This is a genomic window from Amycolatopsis albispora (genome assembly GCF_003312875.1).
Lineage (GTDB): Bacteria > Actinomycetota > Actinomycetes > Mycobacteriales > Pseudonocardiaceae > Amycolatopsis > Amycolatopsis albispora.
In genome coordinates, this window is sequence record NZ_CP015163.1 from 8,468,234 (window position 1) to 8,494,113 (window position 25,880).

The following is a 25,880-nucleotide window of genomic DNA, read 5'->3' on the forward strand; positions in this document are numbered from 1 at the left end:
ACGGTTCGCGCGTGATTCGTGACAATCTGTTCCCGCGCCGGCGCAGCTCGTTCCCCTCCCTGTCCCCAAGGAGCGAACCGTGCATTCCGTGCTGTCCAAGAAATTCAGAACCGGCTTGCTGGCCGTCGGTGCGGCCGCCCTCGCGGCGGTCTCGGCGCTTCCCGCCGCCCAAGCCGAGCCCGTGCGCACGCTGACCGCCGGTGAACAGCGAGTGCTCGACCAGCAGCCGCTCGTCCGCGCGGCGGAGGTGCTGCGCGCCCGGCTGGCCGAAGCCGCCGGTGGTTACGCGGGCATCGTGCTCGAATCCTCGGATGTGGTGCTGTGGTGGAAAGGCGCGACCACGCCGGCCGTCGACGAGGCGGTGCGCGCGGCGAGCGCGTTCGCGCCGGTGCGTGTCGCTTCGGCGGCCCACAGCGAAAGCGAACTGGACGCCGCCGCGGAGCGGGTCAACCGCTGGCTGCGGGAAAACCCGGATTCCGGCGCCTACGGCGTGAAAAGCCCCGGTGACGGCAGCGGCCTTGTGCTCGCCGCGAAACCCGGCGTGCTGAGCACGTTCAGCGCACTCGACTCGGTGGCCGGGGTGCCGCTGCGCGTGCTGCACGAGGAACCGCTGACGCCGGTGTCCCGTGGTGACGACGCCCCGCCGTGGAAGGGCGGCGCGCGCACCTGGAACCAGACCGCGAGCACCATCTGCACCGCCGGGTTCGGTGTGCGCAACGGCGCGGGCAACCAGTTCGTGCTGACCGCCGAGCACTGCGGTCAGCACGGGCACCGGATCACCGACGGCGTCGGCGAGTTCATCGGCAACGTCGGGCCGGGGCACAACGACCACGACATCGCGTTGATCCCGACTTCCCAGGCGAGCAACCGGATGTACGTCGGCGGCGGGAACAGCAACACCACCGAGCAGGTGCTCGGCTGGACGCACGTGTTCGTCGGCCAGTTGCTCTGCCAGAGCGGGGTGACCAGCGCCGAGCAGACCGGCAACCCGGTGTGCGACCTGAAGGTGCTGTTCTTCTGGCAGGACGCCGAGGACCTGGTGGAGGTCGAGCAGCAGCAGGGCCAGCCGGGCGCGCGGGGCGGCGACAGCGGCGGTTCGGTCTACCTGAAGGTCAACGGCGGTGTGCAGGCGGCGGGCACGGTGACCCGCGCGGCCGGCCCGCGCATGGGCTTCCAGGACTTCGCCACCGCCAACGCCGACTTCGGCGTGTACATCCCCTGATTCAGGCGCCGGTGGTCGAGCCGGGGCGGACGATCATCAGCACCACGACCACCGCCCACAGCAGGTTGAACACACCGGTCAGCATCGAGAGCCGGGTCGCCAGGCGGCCCGGCTCCGCCTTTTCCGGCAGGTCGAGCAGCCGGCGCTGCCCGGGCAGGATGGCCAGCACCAGAATGCCCGCCGCGATGGCGGTGAGCACCACCGAAACGAGCAGCCACACGTCTGTGAGCACACCGAGCGCGGCGCCGGTGGCCACGCCGAACACCGGCACCGCGATGCCGACCACGGTGTACCCGCGGCAGATCCGGTGCAGCAGCGCACCCCCGCCGCCCTCGGCGCGCGCGTAGCGGGGGAACAGGGAAGCGGCCACCGCGATCGGCCCGACCACCAGGATCGCCGCGAGCACGTGCACGGACAGCAGGAACTTGGTCAACGGAGTAACCCCTCTATATGTAGGCAGCCAATATGTACCCTTCCTACTGCACTTATGGGTAGGCTGTCTACCCATGAGGGCGGACGCGGTGCGCGGGCACCTGGACGGTTTGCTGCTCGCGGTGCTCGAACCGGGGCCGCTGCACGGCTACGCGATCATCGCCGCGGTGCAGCAGCGCAGCGCCGGTGCGCTGGAGCTGCGCACCGGCACCATCTACCCGGCGCTGAACCGGCTGGAGCGGCTGGGCCTGCTGCGCAGCGGCTGGCAGTCGGTCGGCGAACGTCGGCGCCGTTGCTACGAACTGACCGACGCGGGCAGGCGCGGCCTGGCCGCCGAGCGCAGCGGGTGGGCCGAGTTCACCACCGCGATCGGGTCGGTGCTCAACCCGTCATGAGTGATCCCGTCGAGGAGTACGCGGCCGCCCTGTCGGCGGCGTTGTCCGGGCCCGCCCGCGCCAAGGCACGACTGGTCGCGGAGATCCGCGACGGCCTGGCCGACGCGGTCGCCGAGCACACCGCTGACGGGGTGTCGCGGCCGCGTGCCGTGGAGCTGGCGCTGCGCGAGTTCGGCACGGTCGACGAGCTGGTGCCCAGCTGCCAGCGCGAGCTGACCATCGGGCAGACCAGGGCCACCGCGCGGGTGGTGGCCGTGACCGTGCCCGCGTTGATCGTCTGCTGGCTGGTGGTGTGGACCGGGCACGACCTGCCCGAGACCGCGCAGGTGCTGGCCGCGGTCGCGGTGGTCGCCGTGCTGGCGGCGGCGGTCACGCTGGTCACCACCGGCGCGCTGGCGCGGCGGCTGCCGATGCCCCCGCTGCTGCCGCTGGTGGCCGCCTGGACCGGGACCGCCGCGAGCGTGGCGATGCCGCTGGCCACCGTGGTGCTCGCGATCGCCGCCGCCGAGCACGACGCCTGGCCGCTCGTGCTGCCCGCCGCCGTGCTCAGCGTGATCTCACACGGCGTGGTGGCGGCTTCGGCGCGCGCCTGCCGCCACTGCGCGCGTCAGCTCAGCGCGTCGTAGACGGCCTTGGTGTAGGCGGCGCTGCGGTCGGAGCCGATGATGCCCGGCGCCATGCGGTTCATCATGTAGGTCAGCGTCATCCGGCGCTCCAGGTCCATGATCACCATCGAGCCGCCCCAGCCGCCCCAGAAGCAGATCCGGCCGTCGGGGATCCACGGCAGCACGTCCTGGCGCGGCAGGCCGAACCCGATGCCCCAGCGCAGCGGGATGCTGAGGCCGAGGTCCACGCCGTTCGCCTGCTCGTCGAAGATCAGGTCGATGGTGTCCTGGCCGAGCAGCCGCACCCCGTCGACGGTGCCGCCGCGCGCGATGGCGGAGAGCAGGCGCGCGAGCGAACGCGCGTTGCCGTGGCCGTTGACCGCGCCGAGTTCGGCCCGCCGCCACTCGGCAGTGTTGGCCGATCGCGGGTCCACCGCCGGGCCGGACAGCGTTTTCACCATGACGTTGTCCGGGCCGAGCGCCGCGAAGTCCAGTTTCGCGGCGGGCGGCGGCACCACGTCGGCGATGCGGTGCCAGTCCGCCTCGGCGGCGCCCAGCTGGAAGTCCGCGCCCAGCGGCCCGGCGAGTTCGTCGGCGACGAACTGCTTCAGCGACTTCCCGCTCACCCGCCGGACGACCTCGCCGATCAGGTGCCCGAAGTTCGTGGCGTGGTACCCCGACGCGGTGCCCGGCTCCCACCACGGCGCCTGCGCGGCGAAGCGAGCGGTCGAACCGGCGAGGTCGTAGAGGTCCTCGACGGTGGCGGGCTGCTCCAGGCCGGACACGCCCGAGGTGTGCGACAGCAGGTGCCGGACGAGCACGCCTTCCTTGCCGTTCGCGGCGAACTCCGGCCAGTAGTCCGCGACCGGCGCGTGGACGTCGAGCGCACCCCGTTCGGCGAGCACCAGCGCGGCCAGGCTGGTCACGGTTTTGGTGGACGACCAGACGTTCGTGATGGTGTCCTCGTCCCACGGCGTGGTGCGTGCCTCGTCGCGGAAGCCGCCCCAGAGATCGACGACGCGGTCACCGTCCAGGTCGAGCACCAGCGACGCACCCAGCTCCTCACCGGATTCGATGTTCTGCTCGAAGGCGGCGCGCACACCGGCGAAGCGGGCATCTGCGGTGCCGTGGACGCGGCTGGGCAGGCTCATGATCTTTCCTCCTGGGGAAGTCCGGTTCGCTCGCTACGCTAGAACCTGACGCCGACGTCAGAGGCAAGTAGCTGCGACCCCGATCACAGGAGGCAGTTCGATGCGCATCGGTGAGCTGGCCAGGCGCGCCGGCGTGAGCGTGCGCGCGCTGCGGTACTACGAGGAGCAGGGCCTGCTCACCTCGACGCGCACCGCGGGCGGGCAACGGCTGTACGCCGAGCAGGCAGTGCGGCAGGTCGAGCTGATCCAGCAGCTCTACGCGGCCGGGCTGGCCAGCCGGACCATCTCCGGCCTGCTGCCGTGCGTGGTCTCCGGTGAGGTCACCCCGGAACTGCTCGACCGGCTCACGGCCGAACGCGACCGCATCGACGAGCAGCTGCGCGGCCTCCAGCAGACCAGGGACCGGCTCGACGCGATCATCACCACGTCGGCTGGCGCCCACTCCGCCGGGCGGCAGTGCGCCGGGGTCAACGGTCGGTGATGCCCAGTTCCGCCGCGATCATCGGGCTGAGGGTGCGCGCGTACTCGCGGTTCATGTGGTCGGCGTCGTAGTAGACGACCACGTTGCCGACCACGCCGTGGCACTGTGTGGCGTCGCAGAAGTAGTCGGTCAGCTCGATCAGGCCGACGTCGGGGTCACGGCTGGTGCGCGCGGCTTCGGTGAGCGGGTCCAGCGGTTGCGCGCGTTCGCGGGCCACCCCGCAGGCGGCGGGGTTCTGGGCGTTGATGCTGACGCAGTCGGGCTGCCGGACGTCCCCGTTGAGCGGCGGGTCGGCGAGCACGTACACCTTGGCCCCCGCCGCGGTCCACGCGCTCCAGTAGGTGTTGAGGCCCTCGCGGTACTGCGCCAGCTGTGACCGGCCGCTGCCGTCGTCGGCGGTTTCCTGCCGGGCGTAGAACGAGGTGAACACGTACGCGGGCCGCTCGGCGGCGATCGATGAGGCCAGGTCACGCGACCAGTGCGTGCAGGCCGCCACGTCGTCGTCGCCGGAGGCACCGCGGAAGCCGCGGTAGGCGATGTCCGCCATCGGGCAGGCGCCGAGGAAGCCGAGCTTGACCACCCAGCCCTGGTCGCGCGCCAGGTCGAACAGGGGCGCCTGCCACTGCTGGGCGTGGGAGTCACCGACCAGCCAGGCCACCTTCGGCCGCGGGGCGCCACCGCTGAAGTCGCAGACGCTGACGGTCTTTGTCTCCCCGGCGAGGTGCGTGCCGAGCCAGTCACCGCATTCCGGCGGGCGCTGGTGGTACTCGCTCGACGGCCCGAGGAACGGCACCTTGGCCGGGCCGAACGGGTTTTCGCACCCGCTGTCCGGCGCGAGCGCCGCTGCGCCGTGGCAGACCTTCACCGTGTCGCGCTTCGCGGCCACCTCGGTGCGGGCGACCTCGTCGTCGTACGCCCAGGTGAGGCTGGTCGACGCCAGCGCGATCACGGCCATCCCGGTCGCCACCGCGGCGAACGTGGCCCGCGCGCTGTGCGCCAGCGGCCGCCAGGTCAGCCCGCGGTCCTCGACGTAGACCTTGGTCAGCCAGGCCACGAACACGCAGACGGCGAGCAGGCCCAGTTGCTGCCACAGCGACAGGCGAGCCGAACCGAGCACAAAGGGCGCGAGCACGAGCAGCGGCCAGTGCCACAGGTAGAGCGAGTAGCTGATGCCGCCGAGGAACTGCACGGGCCGCGCGGCGGTGACCCTGGTGTGCCACTGCGCGGCCGGGCGCGTGCCGCCCAGGATGACCAGCCCGGTGCCGATCGTGGGCAGCAGGGCCAGCCAGCCGGGGAACGCGCTCTGGTGGTCCAACAGCACCGCCGACCCGATGATCAGCGCGAACCCCACCCCGGAGGCGATCCCGGATTCCCGTTTGAGCAACGGGACTTTCAGCGCGCACAGGGCGAGCAGCGCCCCGATCGCGAACTCCCACACGCGGACCGGCGTGACGAAGTAGGCCGCTTCCTTGGCGGTCGCGGTGAGGTAGACGCAGTAGGCGAGGGACGCGACCCCGGCGATGCTGACGCCGGTGGTCATCGCCCGCCACCCGCGCAGCCGGAAGAGCAGAAGCAACAGCAGCGGCCAGAACAGGTAGAACTGCTCCTCGACCGAGAGCGACCAGTAGTGCTGGGCCAGGCTCGCCGACGCGGACAGCGCCGAGTAGTCGACGGAGTTCGCGGCCAGCAGCCAGTTCTGCACGTAGAAGGCGCTGGCCAGGATCTCTTCGGCGTTGCTTTCCCAGCGCGGGAACGGGAGCACGAAGTAGGCGGTCACCAGGCTGAACAACAGCACCAGCAACGCGGCGGGCAGCAGCCGCCGCGCCCGGCGCGCGTAGAACTTGCCCAGCCGGATGCGCCCGGTCCGGCCGACTTCCCGGTTCAGGTGCGAGGTGATCAGGTACCCGGAGATGACAAAGAAGACGTCAACGCCGACGTACCCGCCGGTCAGCCCCTCCGGCCAGAGGTGGTTGAGCACCACCGCGAGCACCGCGATCGCCCGCAGCGCCTGGATGTCGGTGCGGAAGTGCTTCTCGGTCGCCAACGGGTCATCTTTCTCGGCTCGCGGGGCGGGGCAGGGGGACATCCAACCGGACGGGGGCGCCCGCACGCGAACCTCACCGGTGTGAGTTGGTCCACACCTGGTGAAGGCAACCTTTTCGGTGTGCACGCGGGGTCATTTTCCCGGACACGGATGGCAATCGACGCTGGTCGGATCAGCTGCCGGTGGCGCTGGGCAGCATCGGCGGGCAGCCTGTCCTCGCGTAGTCGGCGTTGTATTCGAAGTGCCATTCTTCGTTCTCGTACCGGCGGCACCAGCCGAGCGCGGCGCCGTTGCGCTCGACCCAGGCCGCCGACGCGAGCGGCTGGATGTCCACCGCGACACCCTGCACGTGCATCGACTTCTCCGGCGGCAGCACGTACCGCGCGGCCAGCTCCGCGTTGCCGAACTTCTGCACCGCCTGGTCGAACTCCCGTTGCTGCTGGGCGCGGCTGCGCTTGCTGTCGTGCACGCACAATTGGACGCCCTGCGCCTGCGCCGCCGACCGCAGCCGGTCGAAGCCCGCCTGCACGTCGGGACGCAGCCCGGCCGGCTGCTCGTCGACGTACCGCTTGTCCAGCGGGCAGACCGGCCCGGTCTCCGGCCCCGGCACCTCGGCGAGAATGGCTTCGGCCCGCCCGGCGACCGGATCCTCACCGAAGGTCACGCTGCCGGTCGCACCGAGCGTGACCACCGCGGCGATCGCGAGCACCAGCGCCGCCAGCGTGCTGAGCAGGGTCCGTCTGTCTCCGGGAGTGGGCACCGCACCGATGGTAGCGACGGCGATCAGCACCGGGCGACGTGCCAGATCTCACGCGCGGTGAGCAGAACCCGGACGCCTGTCAAACGCCTCCGGTCCGTTCGTGAAATGTCTACAGTGGACCATTCCCTTCTTGGTGTGCGGTCTGGACTCGGTCAGTTCAAGGCGCTGACGGCCACGCGCGCGGCATCGGCGAGCAGCGCGTCGGCGCGTTTCGCCCGTGGTTCGTCGCGGCTGGTCATGATGGCCATGACGATCGGTGCGCGGTTCGGCGGCCAGAGCACGGCGATGTCGTTGCGGCCGCCGTAGTAGCCACTGCCGGTTTTGTCGCCGACGATCCAGTCGGCGGGCACTCCGGCACGGATCACGGTGGCGCCGGTGGTGTTGCGGCGCAGCCAGTCGGTGAGCAGGGTGCGGTCGTCTTCGGCCAGTGCGTCACCGAGCACGTACTGGCGCAGGTTGCCCGCCATCGCACGGGGTGTGCTGGTGTCCCGGGTGTCACCGGGAATGGCCGAGTTCAGGTCGGGTTCGTAACGATCGGCGGAGGTGACGTCGTCGCCGATCGCGGTCAGCGCCGCGTCCAGCCCCGCCGGTCCGCCGAGGCGGCGCAGCAGGAGATTGCCCGCCGTGTTGTCGCTGTACCGGATCGCGGCGTCGCACAGGTCGCGCAGGGTCATGCCGGTGTCCAGGTGCTGTTTGGAGATAGGCGAATTCTCGAGCATGTCGTCGGCGGTGTAGTGGACCACTTCGTCGAGCTGCTGCGGTGTCGTGTTGTCGAGGACCGCCGCGGCGGCCAGGGCCTTGAACGTGGAGGCGTAGGCGAACCGCTCGTCGGCGCGGAACGCGACGGACTTCCCGGAGCCGGTGTCGAGTGCGTAGAGCCCCAGCCGGGCGTCGTGCTGTGTCTGCAATCGGGTGAATTCCTGCTCGACGGCCGGATCGAGCGGGGTGGCGGCCGGACTGGTCGCCGTGGGTGTCGGCGGCGCGGCCGGAGCCGGAGCCGGTGGTGGTGCTGGTTCGGTCGAGGCCGGTGTGCAGGCGGCCAGTGCGAGCGCGGTCATGATCGCCGCGGGCCACGCGCGCCGCGTCGAGGTGCTGGGCAATGTCTGGTCCTTCGGTCGTACGGAGCTGCCTCCAGGTTGCCGCGTGCTCACGAAGAGCGCGACTCCGGGTAACCCGGACGCATTTCCTTTCCCGTGCACGGCGCGAAAACCGAATTGCGCGAATATGTCTTGCGAAATGTTCGGCGAGCAGCTCAGGCGGCGGGTGATCGATCGGGTGTTTCGACCGGCGGGTCGGGCGTTTCGGCAGGCGGCAGGTGTACCACGGTCTGCGAATGGCGGCTGAGGTACTGGAGCTTGCGCAGGCGCCGCCGGGCGAGTCCAGCGAGCCGGGCTTCGTCGAACGCCGGACGCGCCGCGCGATTCTGCGCCCGGCGGCCGGGTGGTGGATTCACGGGGTCCACGTGGGTCTCCTTTGGTTACGGTCCGTGATCGGATTGCGGTAGGTCAGGGTGAGGCTGGCCGCCATTCGTGGGGCCTGGATTCGTGCGGGGTGATCGGCGATGAGCTACCGCTCGGCGGCCTGCCCGCCGCTGGCGGACCGCGAGGAAGGGTGGAGAAAGCTGCCGTCGAACGGCTGGTGGTGGCCTGGGGGAGGATGCCGTGCCCGGCATCGCTCCCCGCCCGGTGGTGCCCCCGGCAGGACTCGAACCTGCGACCTAGAGATTAGAAGGCTCTTGCTCTATCCGGCTGAGCTACGAGGGCCTGCGTCGATGCCACTGCTGGCCTCGTGCACGCCAGTAGCTTAGTCGCCGCCACCCTCTCGATCGTTCGATGCAGTCGAATCGTTTCAGGGTGTTCGCACGAACTACGCGAGCGGGTGGTCGCCCGTCGGCTCCTGGAGTGCTCGAGAACTAGGTTCTCGCTGGTCGGAGCTGTCTTCGGAGGTCGCGGCCGCTGAGCTGGGGCATCGCGATCTCCTGTCCGTGCGGGTGGGTCTACCGGCTGATCCGCGTGCGCAATTTTCGACCACGCGCTCTCTATTGGCAAACATTAACGGAATTCACGTCGGTGAGGGAACGCGGGTGGTCAGGCCGATATTCCCCCCGTTGGCTACGGTCGACGATCGGTCGGCGACACACCGTGCGCCTCCCCCGGCCGGGCGAGAGCAAGATCACCCGGCCTGGACCCCGGCGGGTCGTTCGTGTGCGGGGGACACGAACGGCTCCTCCCTCCCCGCCGGGGTCCAGCCGGGTCCCGCCGGCGCGCATCACGGAGTCGAGACGGTGCGCGGCCGGCGGGCCACACCGGGCCGCCTGTTCGGGGTCGGCGGCCCGGGGATCACCCGCGGTGAGGCCCCTGGGGCAGGGGTCTCACCGCGGGAGCTCCGCCCGGGATCAGTTCCACACCTGAATGGCGCGGACGGTGAACGGCGCCTGCGGAACATAGGTGCCGCCACCCGGATACGTGGTGAAGTCGCCCTCGGTGGAACAGTCCTCGCCCTGGTACACGCTCACCATGCGATCCATCCGGTTGACAAAGGAATAACCGGTGAAATCGGTGAACAGCGGAACGCATTCCTCGGGATTCACCGTGCGCAGATCCAAGCGCTCGACGTCGCCGCCGTAGTGCTCTTCCGTCCAGATGCAGAACTCGCCCTTCTGGCAGGTGACCTGCGGTTTCTCCGGTTCCGGCTGGCTCGCCGCCGAGGCGTGCGCGAGACCGCCCATGCCGAACGCGCCGATCGACGCCAGCAACAGGATCTTCGGCAGTCGTGAACGGAGCGACTTGATGGTCCTGGTCATTTCTTCCCCCTGCTTTCCCGTGTTTTCCGGGTGGAATTGGTGATGACTCCACGATGGCCGGTGGGGCGGGCTTTGTCAGCGGGGAAAGGGGCATCTGTGGACAACTCGGGAATCGTCACCCAGTCGGGGTGGGGATATCCACAGGCGGCAGAAGGGCATTGCCGGGGGTGGGGCGGGTGTGCTAGCGGCGAAACCCACTGGACTTTCTGAAGCGCTTAAGACACTCTGGGGCAACAGGTTCTGCTGGAGGGAGTGGGATGGTCAGCGCACGTACCGCGGTGTTCGTCGTGTTCGCACTGAACGGCTGCGCACTCGGCTCGTGGGCGCCCCGGGTGCCCGCGCTGACCGAGCAGGTCGGCGCCGTGCCGGGGTCGCTGGGGCTCGCGCTGCTCGGCGCGAGCCTCGGCCTGCTGCTCGCGGCCACAGTCACCGGGCGGCTGGTGGAGTGGCTGGGCGCGCGGCTGGTGATGGCCCTGTCCACGGTCGCGGCGGCACTGGTGCTGGCCGCGCTGGGGCTGACCACCTCGGTCCTCTGGCTCGGGATCGCCCTGTTCGCGATGGGTGCCGCGATCGGCGTGCTCGACGTGTCGATGAACGTGGCCGCGGTGTTCGTCGAGCGCGACGCCGGCAAGCCGCTCATGCCGGTCTTCCACGCCGGGTTCAGCTTCGGGGCGCTGGGCGGCGCCCTGTTCGCCGGGTTGGCCGCGTCGCACGGCTGGACGCCCATGCGCCAGTTCGCCGTGGCCGCGGTGTTCGCGATTCTGGTCCTGTTCGCCGTGGTCAAAGCATTGCCCGGGGTCAAGCCGAAGCACGAAACCAGCGAGAAGCCGACCAGCGCGGTGCCCCCGATCAAGCGGCCGGTGCTGTGGTTGCTGGCGGCCATCGCGTTGTGCTCGGCGATCGCGGAAGGCGCCAGTTCCGACTGGTCCGCGCTGCTCCTGGTCTCCGAGCACGGCATCGCCGAGGGCCCGGCCGCGCTCGCCTACGCCGGGTTCTCGCTGGCCATGGCGATCGCGCGGCTGAGCGGCGGTTTCCTGCAGACCAAGCTCGGCGCGCGCCAGGTGCTCGCCGGGGGCGCGTTGCTCGCCGCGATCGGCCTGCTCGCCGCCGCGCTGATCAGCTCGCCGGTCCTCGGTTTCGCGGGATTCGCGCTGGCCGGAGCCGGTCTGGCCGCTTCCTTCCCGGTCGCGCTCGGGCTGGCTGGCGAGGCGGGCAAACGCGCCGACGGCGGCGGTGGCGAACGCGAGATCGCCTTTGTCACCTCGGTCGCCTACACCGGTTTCCTCGCCGGGCCGCCGGTCATCGGCGGCATCGCGCAGCTGACCTCGCTGTCCACGTCCTTTGTCGTGGTCGCACTGGTCGGGGCGCTGATCGCGCCGGCGACCGTGGCGGCGCTGCGCGCCGGCCGCCGCGAACGGGAGCGGAGCTACTGCTGAACGGCGCCGTCCGGCGAGTCGCGCCACTGCTGGAACGGGCGGTCGAGCTTCCATCGGCCGTCCACCAGCTCGACCACCCGGTGCTCGCACGTCCCCGGGTTGGACAGCGATTCGAACAGCTCGATGCTCCAGCCGAACAAGCGGCGGCAGAGCAACCGGATGGTCAGCCCGTGTGAAACCACCAGCACGGACCTCGGGTGCAGCGGGTCGGGTCGCCGCAACTCCAGCTCGCTGAGGAAGGCCGCGACCCGGTCGTCCACGTCCGCGCCGGATTCCCCGAACGGCAGCCGGTAGAAGAAGTGCCCGAACTCGTGACGCAGCCGTTTCTGCACGGCCTGGTCGTCGGCCTCCTGGAGATTGCCCCAGTCCTGCTCGCGCAACCTTGGTTCGTGCACCACCCGTTCGGTGGGCAGGTCCAGCAGCCGCAGCGTTTCGCGGGTCCGGAGGTAGGGGCTGACGTAGGCGGCGAGCGGTTCGTCGCCGGCCAGCTCGGCGATGACCGGACCGGTGCGCCTGGCCTGCTCGCGCCCGGCATCGGTCAATGGCAGGGCGTGATCGGGGATACGCGTGTAGGCGAGTTCGTCGACGTTGCCCAGTGACTCGGCGTGACGCAGCAGGATGATCCGCACTCCGCCATCTTGCCGGGCGGCGGGCGAGCAGATGGCGGCTGGTTGTCCGCGAAGCGTTGCACTTACGCTCGTGTTGTGCCCGAAGAACCCCCCGTGACCACGATCAAGTCCCCGGTGTCCCGAAGCAACGTCGGCCCGCTGGTCACGGTGGGGGTGCTGCTCGCGGTGCTGGTCGCCACCGGGCTCGTCGCGCTCACCGGCGGCGCCGGTTCGGTGATCACCGGATTGGCTGACCCCGGGGTGGTCACCCGGTACGGCATCACGGTGGTCCGGGTGCTCGCCGAGGCCGCGTCCGTGCTGTGTGTCGGTTCGCTGCTGCTGGCCGCGTTCCTGGTGCCGCCGCAGAAGTCCGGTGTGCTCGGGCCGGAGGGTTACGCCGCACTGCGCACCGCCGGGATCGCCGCATGGGGCTGGTTCTTCGCCTCGGTGGCGTCCATCTACTTCTCCGCGGCCGACGCCGCCGGTCGCCCGGTCACCGAACTGCTCGACCCGCAGGCGCTGCTGCAGATGGTCGACGCCATCGAGCAGCCGAAAGCCTGGGTGTTCACCGCGCTGATCGCCCTGTTGCTCGCGCTCGGCTGCCGTCTCGCGTTGTCCTGGGGGTGGACCGCGACGCTGTTCTTCCTGGCCGTCGGCGGGCTGGTGCCGGTGGCGGTCACCGGGCACTCGGCCAGCGGTGGCGCGCACGACGTGGCCACCAACAGCCTGCTGTACCACCTCGTCGCCGCCACGCTGTGGGTCGGCGGCCTGATCGCGTTGCTGGCACTGGGCTGGCGCCGCGGCGGGCACCTGTCACTGGCCGCGCAGCGGTTCTCGCGGCTGGCGCTGGTCTGCTGGGTGGTGATGGCGGTGTCCGGCGTGGTCAACGCGCTGATCCGGGTCGCGCCAGGGGAACTGCTGACCACCGACTACGGGCTGCTGGTCCTGGCGAAGGTGATCGGCCTGCTGGTGCTCGGCGTGTTCGGGCACCAGCAACGGCAGCGCGGGGTGCGCGGTCTCGTCGACGGTGCGGGCGGCGGTCAGCTGCTGCGGCTCGCGTCGGTGGAAATCCTGATCATGTTCGTCACCATCGGCCTGGCCACCGCGCTGGCCAGGACGCCGCCACCGCAGGAGGTGACCAGCCAGCCGTCGAACACCGAACTGCTCATCGGATACGACCTCAGCGGCCCGCCGACCGCGCTGCGACTGCTGCTGGACTGGCGGTTCGACCTGGTCTACGGCACGCTCGCGATCGCGCTGGCGGTGGTCTACCTGCTGGGGGTGCGCCGGCTGCGGCAGCGCGGGGACGCCTGGCCGGTCGGCCGGACCGTCGCCTGGGTGGCCGGGTGCGCGGTGCTGCTGGTGGCGACGTCGTCCGGGATCGGGCGGTACTCGCCGGCGATGTTCAGCGTGCACATGGGCGGGCACATGCTGCTGTCCATGGTGATCCCGGTGCTGCTGGTGCTCGGCGGGCCGGTCACGCTGGCCCTGCGCGCGCTGCCGCCGGCCGGGAAGGACGGCCCGCCGGGGCCGCGCGAATGGCTGCTGGCGTTCGTGCATTCGCCGGTGTCGCGGGCGCTCACCCATCCGGTGGTGGCGCTGGTCCTGTTCGTCGGCTCGTTCTACGTGCTGTATTTCTCCGGGCTGTTCGGCGCCGCGCTGAACTACCACTGGGCGCACTTGCTGATGAACGCCCATTTCATCCTGTCGGGTTACGTCTTCTACTGGCCGGTGATCGGCGTGGACCCGGCGCCGAGGCGGATGCCGCCGCTGGGCAGGCTCGGCATGATGTTCGCTTCGATGCCGTTCCACGCGTTCTTCGGGGTGATCCTGATGAACACGCAGACCGTGCTCGGGGAGTCCTTCTACCAGGCGCTGAAGCTGCCGTGGGCCGGCGACCTGCTCACCGACCAGCGGCTCGGCGGCGGGATCGCCTGGGCGGCCGGCGAGGTGCCCGTGCTGCTGGTGCTGGTGGCGTTGCTGGTGCAGTGGGCGCGGGCGGACGAGCGCGAGGCGAAGCGCCTCGACCGGCGGTCCGATGCCAGTGGTGAGGCGGATCTGGCCGCGTACAACGCGATGCTGAAGCAGTTGGCGGAACGCGGTGAAGGCAAGCCGCCCGGCGGCTGAGTTGTCCACAACCCCACCGGTTGTCCACAGGCCGCCCTTCGCCCCGCCCCACGGCGTCCGTTCTTCCCGCAACCTGGAAGCACGGACGAGCCGCACGAGGAGGGCGAGGAGCCATGGCTGTTGGAGAAACCCCGGTGACGCTGGTGGGCACCGTGCTGAGCGACCTGAGCACCCGCAAGGTGGGCAACGGGCACCACGTGGCCAGTTTCTGGGTGCGCAGCCACGAGCGCAGACGGGACAAGGAGACCGCGGAGTGGGTCGACGGCAGACAGCTGACCGCGCGGGTCACCTGCTGGCGGCGGCTCGCCGAGAGCGCCGGGGACAGTCTGGTCAAGGGTGATCCGGTGATCGTGTTCGGCCGGCTGTACACCCGGGAGTACACGCACGACGGGCAGAGCAAATCTCTACTTGAAGTTGAGGCCTACGCGATCGGGCCGAACCTGAGCCGCTGCGGGGCGGTGGTCCGCCGCAAGGGCAGGCCGGAGCAACCGGTGCCGTTGTGGGAGGAGAACGGAGAAGGGGAGGTGAGCAGGGCTCTTTCCCCCGGCGAGGGGATGAACGCGGCGTGACTGAGGTGTCAGCCGAGCGCGCCCCGAGGTGACCGGCGTCGAGGCGTCAGTACGACGGCTCTACGATCGCTTGCATGGCCGAGTTCATCTACACCATGAAAAAGGTGCGCAAGACCGTCGGGGACAAGGTCATTCTCGACGACGTCAGCACCGCCTTCTACCCCGGCGCCAAGATCGGCGTGGTGGGGCCGAACGGTGCCGGTAAGTCGACCGTTCTCAAGATCATGGCCGGACTCGACCAGCCGAGCAACGGCGAGGCGTTCCTGCAGCCGGGCGCTTCGGTGGGCATCCTCCAGCAGGAGCCGCCGCTGAACGAGGAGAAGACGGTCCGCGGCAACGTCGAGGAGGGCCTCGGCGACATCAAGGTCAAGCTCGACCGCTTCAACGAGATCGCCGAGCTGATGGCCACCGACTACAGCGACGCGCTGATGGAGGAGATGGGCAAGCTCCAGGAGGAACTGGACCACGCCGACGCGTGGGAGCTGGACTCGCAGCTCGAGCAGGCGATGGACGCGCTGCGCTGCCCGCCGCCGGACGAGCCGGTCACCCACCTCTCCGGTGGTGAGCGCCGCCGGGTGGCGCTGTGCAAGCTGCTGCTGTCGAAGCCGGACCTGCTGCTGCTCGACGAGCCCACCAACCACCTGGACGCGGAGAGCGTGCTGTGGCTGGAGCAGTTCCTGGCCAGCTACGCCGGTGCCGTCCTGGCCGTCACGCACGACCGGTACTTCCTGGACAACGTCGCCGAGTGGATCATGGAGCTCGACCGGGGCCGCGTCGTCGGCTACGAGGGCAACTACTCCACCTACCTCGAGAAGAAGCGCGAACGGCTCGAGGTGCAGGGCAAGAAGGACGCGAAGCTGGCCAAGCGGCTGAAGACCGAACTCGACTGGGTCCGGTCCAACGCCAAGGCGCGGCAGACCAAGTCGCGGTCCCGTCTCGACCGCTACGAGGAGATGGCCGCGGAAGCCGAGAAGACGCGGAAGCTCGACTTCGAGGAGATCCAGATCCCGCCGGGGCCCCGGCTGGGCAACGTGGTCGTCGAGGTGGACGACCTGCAGAAGGGTTTCGACGACCGGGTGCTGATCGACGGCCTGTCGTTCAACCTGCCGCGCAACGGCATCGTCGGCGTGATCGGGCCGAACGGTGTCGGCAAGACGACGCTGTTCAAGACCATCGTCGGGCTCGAGAAGCCGGACGCGGGCAGCGTGAAGATCGGTGAAACGGTCAAACTGTCCTATGTAGACCAGAACCGGGCCGGGATCGACCCGAAGAAGACGGTGTGGGAGGTGGTGTCCGACAAGCTCGACTACATCCACGTCGGGCAGACCGAAATGCCGTCGCGGGCCTACGTCAGCGCGTTCGGCTTCAAGGGGCCTGACCAGCAGAAGCCGGCCGGCGTGCTGTCCGGTGGCGAGCGCAACCGGCTGAACCTGGCGATGACCCTGAAGCAGGGCGGGAACCTGATCCTGCTGGACGAGCCGACCAACGACCTGGACGTCGAGACGCTCGGTTCGCTGGAGAACGCGCTCGAGCAGTTCCCCGGCTGCGCCGTGGTGATTTCGCACGACCGGTGGTTCCTCGACCGCGTCGCGACGCACATCCTGGCTTGGGAAGGCACCGACGAGAATCCGGCGAAGTGGTTCTGGTTCGAGGGCAACTTCGAGGGCTACGAGAAGAACAAGATCGAGCGGCTGGGTGCCGAGGCGGCTCGTCCGCACCGGGTCACCCACCGGAAGCTGACCCGCGACTGAGTGGTTCGTGATAGGCCTGAAGTCCGCACAAGGCGAGCCCGACCGCCACGATCAACCGACCGGAGAGTGCCGTGGTAGCGAGCAACCAGATCCGGCCGGTCGAGCAACTTCTCGACCGGGCCTCGGACCTGCGGTTGCGCGCGCCCGAACTCGCGCTGGTGCTCGGCGAGCGGGCCGCCTCGCTCGGCGAGGCCGCTGGTTCGGACCAGGCGTGGCTGCGCGCGGAATCGCTGGTGGTCTTCGCGCGGGTGCGGCTCGGTGACCGTGCTTCGGTGACGGCACGGGCCGTGGCGGCGCTGCGGTCGGCTGAGCACCTCGGGTACTCGCTGCTCTCGGCGCGGTTGCGGACCGATCTCGCGGTGTGCGCGCGCAGCGTCGGCATGCCCTTGACCGGGCTGGCGTTGCTGCGTCCCGTGCTGGCCGAACCCGGACTGACGCCCGGCGAGCGGGCCACGGCGTTGTGCCACCTGGTGGGCTGCATGGCGCAGTTGGGCCGGAAACAGGAACTGGACCGGGTGCTGCTCGAGGCGGATCGGCTGTGCCTGTCCGACGAGAGTTCGGACGGCGACTCGCGGCTGGTGATGCGGTCGCTGGTGCGGGTCGGCATGTCCGGGCACCGGCGTCGGCACGGCGACCTGACCGGTGCGGCGGATGCCGCACGCACCGGGCTCGGCTTCATCGAGCAGTTGCGGGACCCGTCCGCTGACGGCGGCCTGGCCAGGGCTCGCTTGGTGCTGCAACTGGTCTGCACACTGCTCGACCGCGGCAACATCGAGATGGCGCTCGAACTGGCCGAGCCGGTGCTCGACTCGCCGCCTCGCGCCGGGGTGATCGGCCCGGCCAGCTGGCTGCGGCTCGCCGTGGCGACGCGGGTGCACCTGAGCACCGGTGCGCCCGAGGCCGCCGGTCTGCTGCTGCGCGAAGCGGTTTACGACGCGGACCGGCACGGGTTGCACTCGCTGACCGCGAAACTGCTGCTGGAACTGGCACACGTCGAGGAGCGACTGGGCAGGCCCGCCGACGCGCTGGAATGCCTGCGGCGATCGCGGGCGGCCGAGCAGGTGCACCTGCGCATGCGGCGGCAGGCGTGTGCGGTGCTCAGTGGTGAGTTCGGTGGCGGCGAGCAGGCGCCAGTCGACCTGACCGACGTGCTCGCGCGCTCGCCGCGAACCGCCGGCGCGCAGGACACCACGGTCATCCCGCGGATCACCGATGCGACGCCGCCGCCTTCGCAACTGGTGCAGGTGCGGGAGGTCGCCCGCCCGCAGCCGCAACGCGAAACGGCCGCACGCACGCCGGTCCGCACCGAGGCGCCGCAGTTCGCGCCGGAGGAGCTGACGCAGACGGATCTGCCGCGCTACGACCCGCAGCGGGGGGCGGCTGCGCGGTACGAGCAGCCGCGCTATGAACAGCCTCGGGCGGAACCGGTTCGCTACGAACAACCCGCGGCGGAGTCCGCGCGCTATGAGCGGCAGCCCGCCGAGGCACCCCGCTACGAGCAGGCCACCGAGGCACCTCGCTACGAGAAGCAAGCCGCCGAGGCGCCGCGCTATGCGCAACCCGCTGCTGATGCTGGGCAACGCCCGCAGCCCACCAGCGATGCGGCGCGGTACTCGCAGACCGAGGCTCCGCGCTACGCGCAACCGACTGCCGAGCCCGCTCGGTACGAGCAGCCTGCGGCCGAGCCCGCGCGCTACGGCGCCGAACCCGCGCGCTACGAGCAACCGGCTGCTGATGCTCCGCGTTATGCGCAGCCTCCGGCTGAACCCGTCCGATACGAACAGCCCGCCGCTGAGGCGGCTCGTTATGGGCAGCCTGCAGCCGAACCTGGTCGGTACGAACAGCCCGCGGCCGACACGCCGCGCTATGCGCAACCCGTGGCCGAACCCGCCCGCTATGAGCAACCGGCTGCTGAGGCACCGCGCTATGCGCAGCCCGCGGCTGAACCGGCCCGGTATGAGCAACCCGCGGCCGAAGCGTCGCGCTATGCGCAGTCGGCCGCTGAACCTGCTCGGTATGAGCAGGCTGGGGCCGAGTCTGCGCGCTACGCACCGCCCGCGGCGGAACCCGTTCGCTATGAGCAGCCTGCGGCTGAGGCAGCCCGGTACTCGCAGTCGGCGGCTGAGGCCGCTCGGTATGAGCAGGCTGCGGCCCCGCACCGGTATGAGCAAACCGCCCCGGAAGGCCAGCGCTACGTGCAGCCTGCGGCGGAAGCTGCTCGGTATGAGCCCGCGGGTGAGGCACAGCGGTATGCGCAGGCTGAATCGGCGCGGTATGGGCAGGAGGCTGCGTCTGGCGCCGTGCGGTATGAGCCGGCCGCTGAGGCGCAGCGGTATGAACAGCAGCCCGAGGCAGCTCGGGTGTTGCTGCCGCCGGAGCCGTTGCTGGCGCCGGCGCCTGCCGCGGAGCCGGGTGAGCAGCAGCCGGCGATGACGGCGGTCTCCCAGCAGGGCTCTCAATCGGGTTCGCAGGCGGTGTCTCGGGGGGAGGCGGCGCCTCGGCACGAGGAGCCGCACGTCACCACGCGGCATGACGCTGAGCACGGGTCCGTTGCGGCGCGGTCGGTGCTGGACCGGCTGGGCGTGTCCGCATCCGGGTCCGGGGGCGGGCGGCGCCGGGCTGGGGATCGGCCGGTGGAAACGCAGCAGCAGCAAGAACAACGGCAGCAGCACGAGCGGCAGCAGGAGAAGGCGGCCGGGGCGGCGGAGCCCGAGAAGCCGGTCCAGCAGCAGGAGCCGGTGCAGCAGCAGGAGCCGGTCCAGCGGCAGGAGCCGGTGCAGCAGGAACCAGTGCAGCAGGAAGAGGGCGGCTGGCTGCCCAAGCTGCGGCTGCCACCGTCCCTGGCGCCGGTCGAGGAGTACACGCAGTCCACCTCGGACTACGGCAAGCCCAACTACGACCTCACCAACGGCGACTACACGCCACCCGCGCCGCCGGCGGACTTTGTGATTCCGGCTGAGGACCCGCCGCCGGATGCGGGGCTGGCCGAGTTGCTCGCGCTGGCGCTCGCCGAGCATCGGGCTGGGACGTCGAGTGCGGCCGCGCTTGTGAAGCGGCTGGGGACGCCGGCCGACGGGGAATCGGCGCAGCCGGTCAACGGGAGTTCGCGCCGCGGCGAGTACGACCACGGTCGCCGCCAAGCCGGTGGGGAGGCCTGATCGGGGCTAGGTGCCTGGCTAGTTTCCGGTGTGGTCTCGCACACCGGAACTTCTCGCGGCCACCTACTGAATCGAAGGCTGAATCGAAGCCGCCAGCCCCGGGCGGGGAACGGGCGTTTCCCCGGCGATGGCGGTCGTCCCGGCTTCTGGTGAAGGCAGTATTTTCTTGCCACGTAATGCCCATACTGGGGCGAGCGAGAGACACAGCGTGGTGTCGGGAACGGGAGAGTTGCCTGCAATGAGTTCGACGGCGTCTTCGATCAGCGTGGGCGGGGCCTCCAACCCGTCCGGAGCGGGCACCAGCACCACGCTGGACCGCTCCGAGCGCGCGAGCCAGCGGCGCTCGGCCAGCCCCGAGCAGATCCGGGACGAGCTCGTCGACGCGGCCGCCGCGCAGGCGCCGGACATCGAGGACCTGATCCGGCTGTACTACCGGCACACCCCGGCCGAAGAGATCGTCGACGACCAGCCCGCCGACCTGGTCGGCGCGGTGCGGACCCACCTCCAGCTCGCGCAGGAGCGCGTGCCGGGGCGCCCGGTGGTCCGCCTGCTCAACCCGACCACCGCCGAGGACGGCTGGACCCGGGAAGCCACCGTGGTCCAGCTGGTCACCGACGACATGCCGTACCTGGTCGACTCCGTGGCCGCCGAGCTGGCGCGCACCGGCGTCCAGGTGCAGCGCATCGTGCACCCGATCGTCGTGGTGACCCGCGAGATCACCGGTGAGCTGCGCGAGGTGCACGCCAGCGCCGACGTGGCCGAACCGCCCGAGGGCGCGGCCGCGGAATCCTGGATGTACCTGGAGATCGACTGCATCACCGACCCGCAGCGCGCCCGCGAGCTGGACAACCGGCTGACCTCGGTCCTCGGTGACGTGCGCGAGGTCGTCGAGGACGCCGACAAGATGGCCGAGGCGGCCCTCTCGCTCGCCGCCGGGCTGGAAAACGAGCCGCCGTCGCTGCCCGCCGACGAGGTCCGCGAGGGCGCGGAACTGCTGCGCTGGCTGGCCGACGGGCACTTCACCTTCCTCGGCTACCGGCAGTACGAGCTGGTCGAGGCGACCACCGTCGAAGGGGACGAGCCCGCGCTGCGCGCGGTGCTGGCCTCCGGGCTCGGCGTGCTGCGCCAGGACAGCCTCGCCGCGCGGAGCCTGACCGCCGGACCGGATTCGGCCGCCGCGGCGCTGGAGCCGTCGCTGCTGGTGCTCACCCAGGCCAGCGCGCCCTCGACCGTGCACCGCCCGATCTACCCCTACTACGTCGGCGTCAAGACCTTCGACGACCGCGGCCGCGTCACCGGCGAGCACCGCTTCCTCGGCATGTTCACCACCACCGCGCTGCACGAGAACGTGCTGGACATCCCGGTGGTCGCGAGCCGCGTGCGCGAGGTGATCCACCGCGCCGGGTTCCCGATGGAGTCCTACTCGGGGCAGCGCATGCTCGAGGTGCTGCAGAACTGGCCGCGCGCGGACCTGTTCTCCGCCGACGTCGACTCGCTGTACGCCACCGCCACCGGCGCGATCACGCTGGCCGACCGGCGCCGGCTGCGGGTGTTCCTGCGCCGCGACCCGTACGGCCGCTTCTACTCGTGCCTGGTGTTCCTGCCGCGCGACCGGTACAGCACCCGCTCGCGGGTCGCCATGCAGGAGGTGCTGCTGGAAGAACTCGACGGTACGCACCTCGAGTTCAGCACACGCGTCGGCGAGACGCTGCTGGCCCAGGTGCACTTCACCGTGCACACCGAGCCGGGCGCGCGGACCGAGCCGGACACCCTGCGCATCCAGGAACGCCTGAACGACGCCGTGCGCAGCTGGGACGACCTCATGGTCGAGGCGATCCTGGCCGAGCGCCGCGCGCGCGACAGCGAAGCGGGCCCCGGCGGCGAGGAGTCGGCGGCCGAGCAGGGCCAGCGGTTCGCCTCGGTGTTCCCCGAGGCCTACAAGGAGGACTACAGCGCCGAGGAGGCGCTGGCCGACCTGCACCGGCTGGCTTCGCTGTCCGGCCCGGACGACCTGGCGATGTCGTTCTACCTGCCCGCCGACGCCGAGCCGGGGGAGCGGCGGTTCAAGCTGTACCTGCTCGGTGAGGGCGTGACCCTGTCGACCGTGCTGCCGCTGCTGCAGCGCATGGGCGTCGAGGTGGTCGACGAGCGGCCGTACGAGCTGAGCCGCGAGGACGGCTCGCGCTCGTGGATCTACGACTTCGGCCTGCGCATGGACCAGCGGGTGCTCGACGAGATCGGTGACGACAACGTCGAGGACCTGCGCGTGCGCTTCCAGGACGCGTTCGCCGCGGCCTGGAAGGGCGAATGCGAGGTCGACGGCTTCAACGCGCTGGTGCTGCGTGCCGGGCTGACCTGGCGGCAGGCGGCCGTGCTGCGCGCCTACTCGCGCTACCTGCGCCAGGCGGGCAGCCCGTACTCGCAGGAGTACATCGAGAACGCCGTGCTCGCGCACACCGACATCGCGACCGCGCTGGTCAGCTTGTTCGAGACGCGGTTCGACCTCGGCCTCGACCCCGAGCAGCGCGAGCAGGAGGCGGCCGCGAAGGCCGCCGAGATCGCGAACCTGATCGACGACGTGGTCAGCCTGGACGAGGACCGGATCCTGCGCCGCCTGATGGCGGTGATCGGGGCGACCCTGCGGACGAACTACCACGTCAAGTCGGCCGACGGCGTGCCGCGGCCGTACCTGGCGCTCAAGCTGGACCCGCAGGGCGTGCCGGACCTGCCCGAGCCGCGGCCGAAGTTCGAGGTTTTTGTCTACTCGCCGCGGGTCGAGGGCGTGCACCTGCGCTTCGGCTCGGTCGCGCGGGGTGGGCTGCGCTGGTCCGACCGCCGGGAGGACTTCCGCACCGAGATCCTGGGCCTGGTCAAGGCGCAGGCGGTGAAGAACGCGGTGATCGTGCCCGTCGGCGCGAAGGGCGGGTTCGTGGTCAAGCGGCCGCCTGCCCCCACCGGTGACGCCGGGATCGACCGCGACGCCCAGCTCAACGAGGGCATCGCCTGCTACCGCATGTTCATCTCGGGCCTGCTCGACCTGACCGACAACCTCAACGAGGGCCGGACCGTGCCCGCGCCGGACGTGGTGCGCTACGACGGCGACGACAGCTACCTGGTGGTCGCCGCGGACAAGGGCACCGCGAAGTTCTCCGACATCGCCAACGAGGTGGCCGTCAGCTACGGCTTCTGGCTCGGCGACGCCTTCGCCTCCGGTGGCTCGGTCGGCTACGACCACAAGGCCATGGGCATCACCGCGAAGGGCGCGTGGGAGAGCGTCAAGCGGCACTTCCGCGAGCTCGGCGTGGACACCCAGAGCGAGGAGTTCACCGTCGTCGGCATCGGCGACATGGCCGGGGACGTGTTCGGCAACGGCATGCTGCTCTCCGAGCACATCCGGCTGGTGGCCGCGTTCAACCACCTGCACATCTTCCTGGACCCGAACCCGGACGCGGCCGCGTCCTACGCCGAGCGGCGCCGCCTGTTCGACCTGCCGCGGTCCTCGTGGGAGGACTACGACCGGTCGCTGATCAGCGAGGGCGGCGGGGTCTACTCGCGGGCCGCGAAGACCATTCCGATCACCCCGCAGGTGCGTGAGGCGCTCGGCCTGCCGGAGGACGTGCAGAAGCTGGCCCCGGCCGACCTGATGCGCGCGATCCTGCTCGCCCCGGTGGACCTGCTGTGGAACGGCGGCATCGGCACCTACGTCAAGGCCGAGAGCGAGTCGCACGCCGACGCCGGGGACAAGGCCAACGACGCGCTGCGCGTCAACGGCGCGGACCTCCGGGTCAAGGTTGTTGGTGAAGGCGGCAACCTGGGGCTGACCCAGCTCGGCCGGATCGAGTTCGCCAGGGCCGGCGGCAAGATCAACACCGACGCGCTGGACAACTCGGCCGGCGTGGACTGCTCCGACCACGAAGTGAACATCAAGATCCTGCTCGACCAGCAGGTCGCCGCCGGCGCGCTGGACCGCGAGCAGCGCAACCAGCTGCTGCTGGAGATGACCGACGAGGTCGGTGAGCTGGTGCTCGCGGACAACTACCGGCAGAACGCGGTGCTCGGCGTCAGCCGGGCCCACCGGGCGCCGATGGTGTCGGTGCACGCCAGGCTGATCGCCGACCTGGAGGCCGACGGCAAGCTCGACCGCAAGCTGGAGGCGCTGCCCAGCCCGGCCGAGTTCAAGCAGCTGGAGAAGGAGGGCAAGGGCCTCACCTCGCCCGAGCTGGCCACCGTGCTCGCGCACGTGAAGCTGGACCTCAAGGACGAGCTGCTGGCCAGCGAGCTGCCGGACAACGAGGTGTTCGCGCGCCGGTTGCCCGACTACTTCCCGAAGCCGCTGCGCGAGCGGTTCGGCGACGCGATCGCCGACCACCCGCTGCACCGCCAGATCGTCACCACGCTGCTGGTCAACGAGGTGGTGGACGGGGCGGGGCTGTCGTACGCCTTCCGGCTCAACGAGGAGATGAACGCGACCGCGACCGACGCCGTGCGTGCCTACGCGGTGGTCACCTCGGTGTACGACCTGCCGTCGCTGTGGCGGGAGATCGACGCGCTCGACAACCTGGTGCCGTCGGACATCGCCGACGAGATGATGCTGGAGACGCGCCGTCTGCTCGACCGGGCCGCGCGCTGGTTCCTGACCAACCGCCCGCAGCCGCTGGCCGTCGGCGCGGAGATCAACCGCTTTGGCGAGACGGTGGCCCAGCTGGCCACCCAGGTCGGCGGTTTCCTGCGCGGACGCGAGGCGGAGTCGGTCCGCGAGTACGTCGAGCGGCTCATGTCGCACGGTGTGCCGGAGGCGGTGGCCAGGCGGGTCGGCGTGCTGCTGCACACCTACGGCCTGCTGGACGTCACCGAGGTCGCCGAGCTGGCCGAGCAGGAGGTCGGCATCGACGTCGAGCGCAGCCCGGCGGAGACCGCGGAGCTGTACTACGCGCTGTCCGAGCACCTCAACGTGGACAAGATGCTCACCTCGATCAGCGCGCTGGAGCGGGGCAACCGCTGGCACGCGCTGGCGCGGCTGGCGCTGCGGGACGACCTGTACGCGTCGCTGCGGGCGATCACCCTGGACGCGCTGCGGCACAGCGACTCCGACGACACCGCCGACCAGAAGATCGAGCAGTGGGAGCACACCAACGCCTCGCGGCTGGCGCGGGCGCGGGTGTCGCTGGACGAGATCCAGCGCTCCGGCAGGCTCGACCTGGCGACGCTTTCGGTGGCCGCGCGGCAGATGCGGAGCACGGTCCGCTGATGGCTCATCGCGCGCTGGTCCGGCCGCGCTGGTCGGACATGGACGTCTACGGCCACGTCAACCACGCCAACATGGTCACGCTGCTGGAAGAGGCCAGGGTGCCGCTGCTGTTCGGCGAGTCGGCCGCGGCCGGGCTGACCGAGCTGGCCAAGGGCATCGTGGTGGTCCGGCTGCAGGTCGACTACCGGGCGCCGGTGGTGGCACGCAACACCGACGTGCTGGTGGAGATGTCGCTGACCGAGCTGCGGTACTCCTATTTCACCATCGGCTACCGGGTGCACGCCGGGCCGGACGAGGCGGACAAGGTGGCCGTGACCGCCGAGACCAAGCTCGCGCCCTACGATGTGACCACCGAGCGCCCGCGCCGGCTCACCGAGGACGAGCGCGATTTCCTGCGGCGCGGATTAGGGGAGTCGGATGCCTGAACTGCGGATCGCCGATCCCGCGGACCGCGAGACGCTCGGCGCGTTCGTCGCGCGGGCGGTCCGGCTGGACGGCCAGGTGGCGGTGCGCCTGCGCAACCGCGCGCCGGGGATCGTCGAGGCCTGGGTGGCCACGCCGTTCGACGTGCTGGCGACCAGGGCGGTGGCCGGGGAGATCAGCCCGTCGGACGTGACCGTGTCCGGGTCCGAGCTGCTGGCCGCGCTGACCGTGGCCGGTGGTGAGCGGATGGACCCGGGCCCGTCGCGGGACCTGCTGTGGCATTCGGAGCTGCCCGCGGCGGGGCGGTGGCAGCCGGTGGACGACCTGCCGGTCGGCGTGGTCGCCGATCTCGCCGACCGCGGCGTGTCGCTGGCCAGGGAGAACGCCGGGCCGCACGGCAACCCGCCCGCTTCGCTGATGGACCAGGCGGTGCTCACCGTCAGCGGGGGCGAGCTGGAGGTCAAGGTCCAGATGCGCTGCCTGTTCGCGTTGTCCGGCATGGGCTTCCTGGACTCGTCGATCACCGACGACGTGGTGCGCGTGACGGCGACCGACTCGTGGCTGCGGATGGACGCGCGGTACGGCGCGATCGTGCGGCGGCGGCACGCGCTGCTGCCGTTGCTGTTCGGCGCGCACTGAGCTTCTTACGAGGGTGTTACCAGGGCCG

20 protein-coding genes and 1 tRNA gene are annotated in these 25,880 nt (G+C 70.6%); 12 read left to right on the forward strand and 9 right to left on the reverse strand.

Annotated elements, in window-relative coordinates:
* Nucleotides 1–79 precede the first annotated feature (79 nt).
* Entirely contained in the window at nucleotides 80–1,222 is a 1,143-nt protein-coding gene (locus A4R43_RS39325) for a chymotrypsin family serine protease (RefSeq protein WP_205215163.1), read from the forward strand.
* 1 nt (nucleotide 1,223) lies between these two features.
* Here the strand turns inward: A4R43_RS39325 and A4R43_RS39330 are convergent, their stop codons facing one another.
* Nucleotides 1,224–1,655 carry a hypothetical protein gene (locus tag A4R43_RS39330; RefSeq protein ID WP_113696723.1) on the reverse strand — a complete coding sequence of 144 codons (432 nt, stop codon included), beginning with the start codon at nucleotides 1,653–1,655 and terminating at the stop codon, nucleotides 1,224–1,226.
* A 73-nt stretch (nucleotides 1,656–1,728) separates the two neighbouring features.
* Here A4R43_RS39330 and A4R43_RS39335 point away from each other — a divergent pair, with 73 nt between their 5' ends.
* On the forward strand, nucleotides 1,729–2,049 hold the full coding sequence (locus tag A4R43_RS39335; protein WP_113696724.1) for a PadR family transcriptional regulator: 321 nt from the start codon (nucleotides 1,729–1,731) through the stop codon (nucleotides 2,047–2,049).
* Nucleotides 2,046–2,675, forward strand: a complete 630-nt coding sequence (locus A4R43_RS39340) for a permease prefix domain 1-containing protein (RefSeq protein WP_113696725.1) — start codon at nucleotides 2,046–2,048, stop codon at nucleotides 2,673–2,675. The genes A4R43_RS39335 and A4R43_RS39340 overlap by 4 nt, the downstream gene beginning before the upstream one ends.
* On the opposite strand, the gene A4R43_RS39345 is transcribed toward A4R43_RS39340, so the two are convergent.
* Nucleotides 2,657–3,805 (reverse strand): serine hydrolase domain-containing protein, encoded by a 1,149-nt coding sequence (locus A4R43_RS39345; RefSeq protein ID WP_113696726.1) that lies wholly within the window; start codon nucleotides 3,803–3,805, stop codon nucleotides 2,657–2,659. The two genes, A4R43_RS39340 and A4R43_RS39345, sit on opposite strands and share 19 nt — an antisense overlap.
* Before the next feature lie 100 nt (nucleotides 3,806–3,905).
* Here A4R43_RS39345 and A4R43_RS39350 point away from each other — a divergent pair, with 100 nt between their 5' ends.
* Nucleotides 3,906–4,286, forward strand: a complete 381-nt coding sequence (locus A4R43_RS39350; RefSeq protein ID WP_113696727.1) for a MerR family transcriptional regulator — start codon at nucleotides 3,906–3,908, stop codon at nucleotides 4,284–4,286.
* On the opposite strand, the gene A4R43_RS39355 is transcribed toward A4R43_RS39350, so the two are convergent.
* The 6 genes from A4R43_RS39355 to A4R43_RS39375 form a co-directional block, all read right to left on the reverse strand.
* Nucleotides 4,273–6,330, reverse strand: coding sequence for an acyltransferase family protein (locus A4R43_RS39355; protein WP_162788757.1), 2,058 nt, complete (start codon nucleotides 6,328–6,330; stop codon nucleotides 4,273–4,275). The genes A4R43_RS39350 and A4R43_RS39355 overlap by 14 nt on opposite strands.
* A gap of 172 nt (nucleotides 6,331–6,502) precedes the next feature.
* Entirely contained in the window at nucleotides 6,503–7,090 is a 588-nt protein-coding gene (locus tag A4R43_RS39360) for a D-alanyl-D-alanine carboxypeptidase family protein (protein WP_236808534.1), read from the reverse strand.
* A 152-nt stretch (nucleotides 7,091–7,242) separates the two neighbouring features.
* Nucleotides 7,243–8,190 (reverse strand): class A beta-lactamase, encoded by a 948-nt coding sequence (bla, locus tag A4R43_RS39365; protein WP_236808536.1) that lies wholly within the window; start codon nucleotides 8,188–8,190, stop codon nucleotides 7,243–7,245.
* 152 nt (nucleotides 8,191–8,342) lie between these two features.
* Nucleotides 8,343–8,552, reverse strand: a complete 210-nt coding sequence (locus tag A4R43_RS43065) for a hypothetical protein (RefSeq protein WP_162788758.1) — start codon at nucleotides 8,550–8,552, stop codon at nucleotides 8,343–8,345.
* 224 nt (nucleotides 8,553–8,776) lie between these two features.
* Nucleotides 8,777–8,853 (reverse strand) — tRNA-Arg (locus tag A4R43_RS39370).
* Nucleotides 8,854–9,485: 632 nt separating this feature from the next.
* Nucleotides 9,486–9,893 carry a peptidase inhibitor family I36 protein gene (locus A4R43_RS39375; RefSeq protein ID WP_113696729.1) on the reverse strand — a complete coding sequence of 136 codons (408 nt, stop codon included), beginning with the start codon at nucleotides 9,891–9,893 and terminating at the stop codon, nucleotides 9,486–9,488.
* 257 nt (nucleotides 9,894–10,150) lie between these two features.
* On the opposite strand from A4R43_RS39375, the gene A4R43_RS39380 reads away from it, so the two are divergent.
* Nucleotides 10,151–11,329, forward strand: coding sequence for an MFS transporter (locus A4R43_RS39380; RefSeq protein ID WP_113696730.1), 1,179 nt, complete (start codon nucleotides 10,151–10,153; stop codon nucleotides 11,327–11,329).
* On the opposite strand, the gene A4R43_RS39385 is transcribed toward A4R43_RS39380, so the two are convergent.
* A complete protein-coding gene (locus tag A4R43_RS39385) occupies nucleotides 11,320–11,958 on the reverse strand; it encodes a histidine phosphatase family protein (RefSeq protein WP_113696731.1) in 639 nt (212 codons plus the stop codon). The two genes, A4R43_RS39380 and A4R43_RS39385, sit on opposite strands and share 10 nt — an antisense overlap.
* A 75-nt stretch (nucleotides 11,959–12,033) precedes the next feature.
* Between A4R43_RS39385 and A4R43_RS39390 the strand changes: the two genes are divergently transcribed.
* The 7 genes from A4R43_RS39390 (at nucleotide 12,034) to A4R43_RS39420 (ending at nucleotide 25,852) form a co-directional block, all read left to right on the forward strand.
* Complete coding sequence (locus tag A4R43_RS39390) at nucleotides 12,034–14,064, forward strand: bifunctional copper resistance protein CopD/cytochrome c oxidase assembly protein (RefSeq protein WP_418190782.1); 2,031 nt, start codon at nucleotides 12,034–12,036, stop codon at nucleotides 14,062–14,064.
* 113 nt (nucleotides 14,065–14,177) lie between these two features.
* Entirely contained in the window at nucleotides 14,178–14,633 is a 456-nt protein-coding gene (gene ssb / locus A4R43_RS39395; RefSeq protein ID WP_113696733.1) for a single-stranded DNA-binding protein, read from the forward strand.
* A gap of 74 nt (nucleotides 14,634–14,707) precedes the next feature.
* Nucleotides 14,708–16,384: an energy-dependent translational throttle protein EttA gene (gene ettA / locus A4R43_RS39400; RefSeq protein WP_113696734.1), complete on the forward strand. Its 1,677-nt coding sequence runs from the start codon at nucleotides 14,708–14,710 to the stop codon at nucleotides 16,382–16,384.
* 71 nt (nucleotides 16,385–16,455) lie between these two features.
* Entirely contained in the window at nucleotides 16,456–19,542 is a 3,087-nt protein-coding gene (locus A4R43_RS43070) for a hypothetical protein (protein WP_162788759.1), read from the forward strand.
* A gap of 238 nt (nucleotides 19,543–19,780) precedes the next feature.
* Nucleotides 19,781–24,790, forward strand: coding sequence for an NAD-glutamate dehydrogenase (locus A4R43_RS39410; RefSeq protein ID WP_113696735.1), 5,010 nt, complete (start codon nucleotides 19,781–19,783; stop codon nucleotides 24,788–24,790).
* Complete coding sequence (locus A4R43_RS39415) at nucleotides 24,790–25,215, forward strand: acyl-CoA thioesterase (protein ID WP_113696736.1); 426 nt, start codon at nucleotides 24,790–24,792, stop codon at nucleotides 25,213–25,215. The genes A4R43_RS39410 and A4R43_RS39415 overlap by 1 nt, the downstream gene beginning before the upstream one ends.
* Entirely contained in the window at nucleotides 25,208–25,852 is a 645-nt protein-coding gene (locus A4R43_RS39420; RefSeq protein ID WP_113696737.1) for a DUF8010 domain-containing protein, read from the forward strand. Before A4R43_RS39415 ends, A4R43_RS39420 begins: the two co-directional genes overlap by 8 nt.
* Nucleotides 25,853–25,880 lie beyond the last annotated feature (28 nt).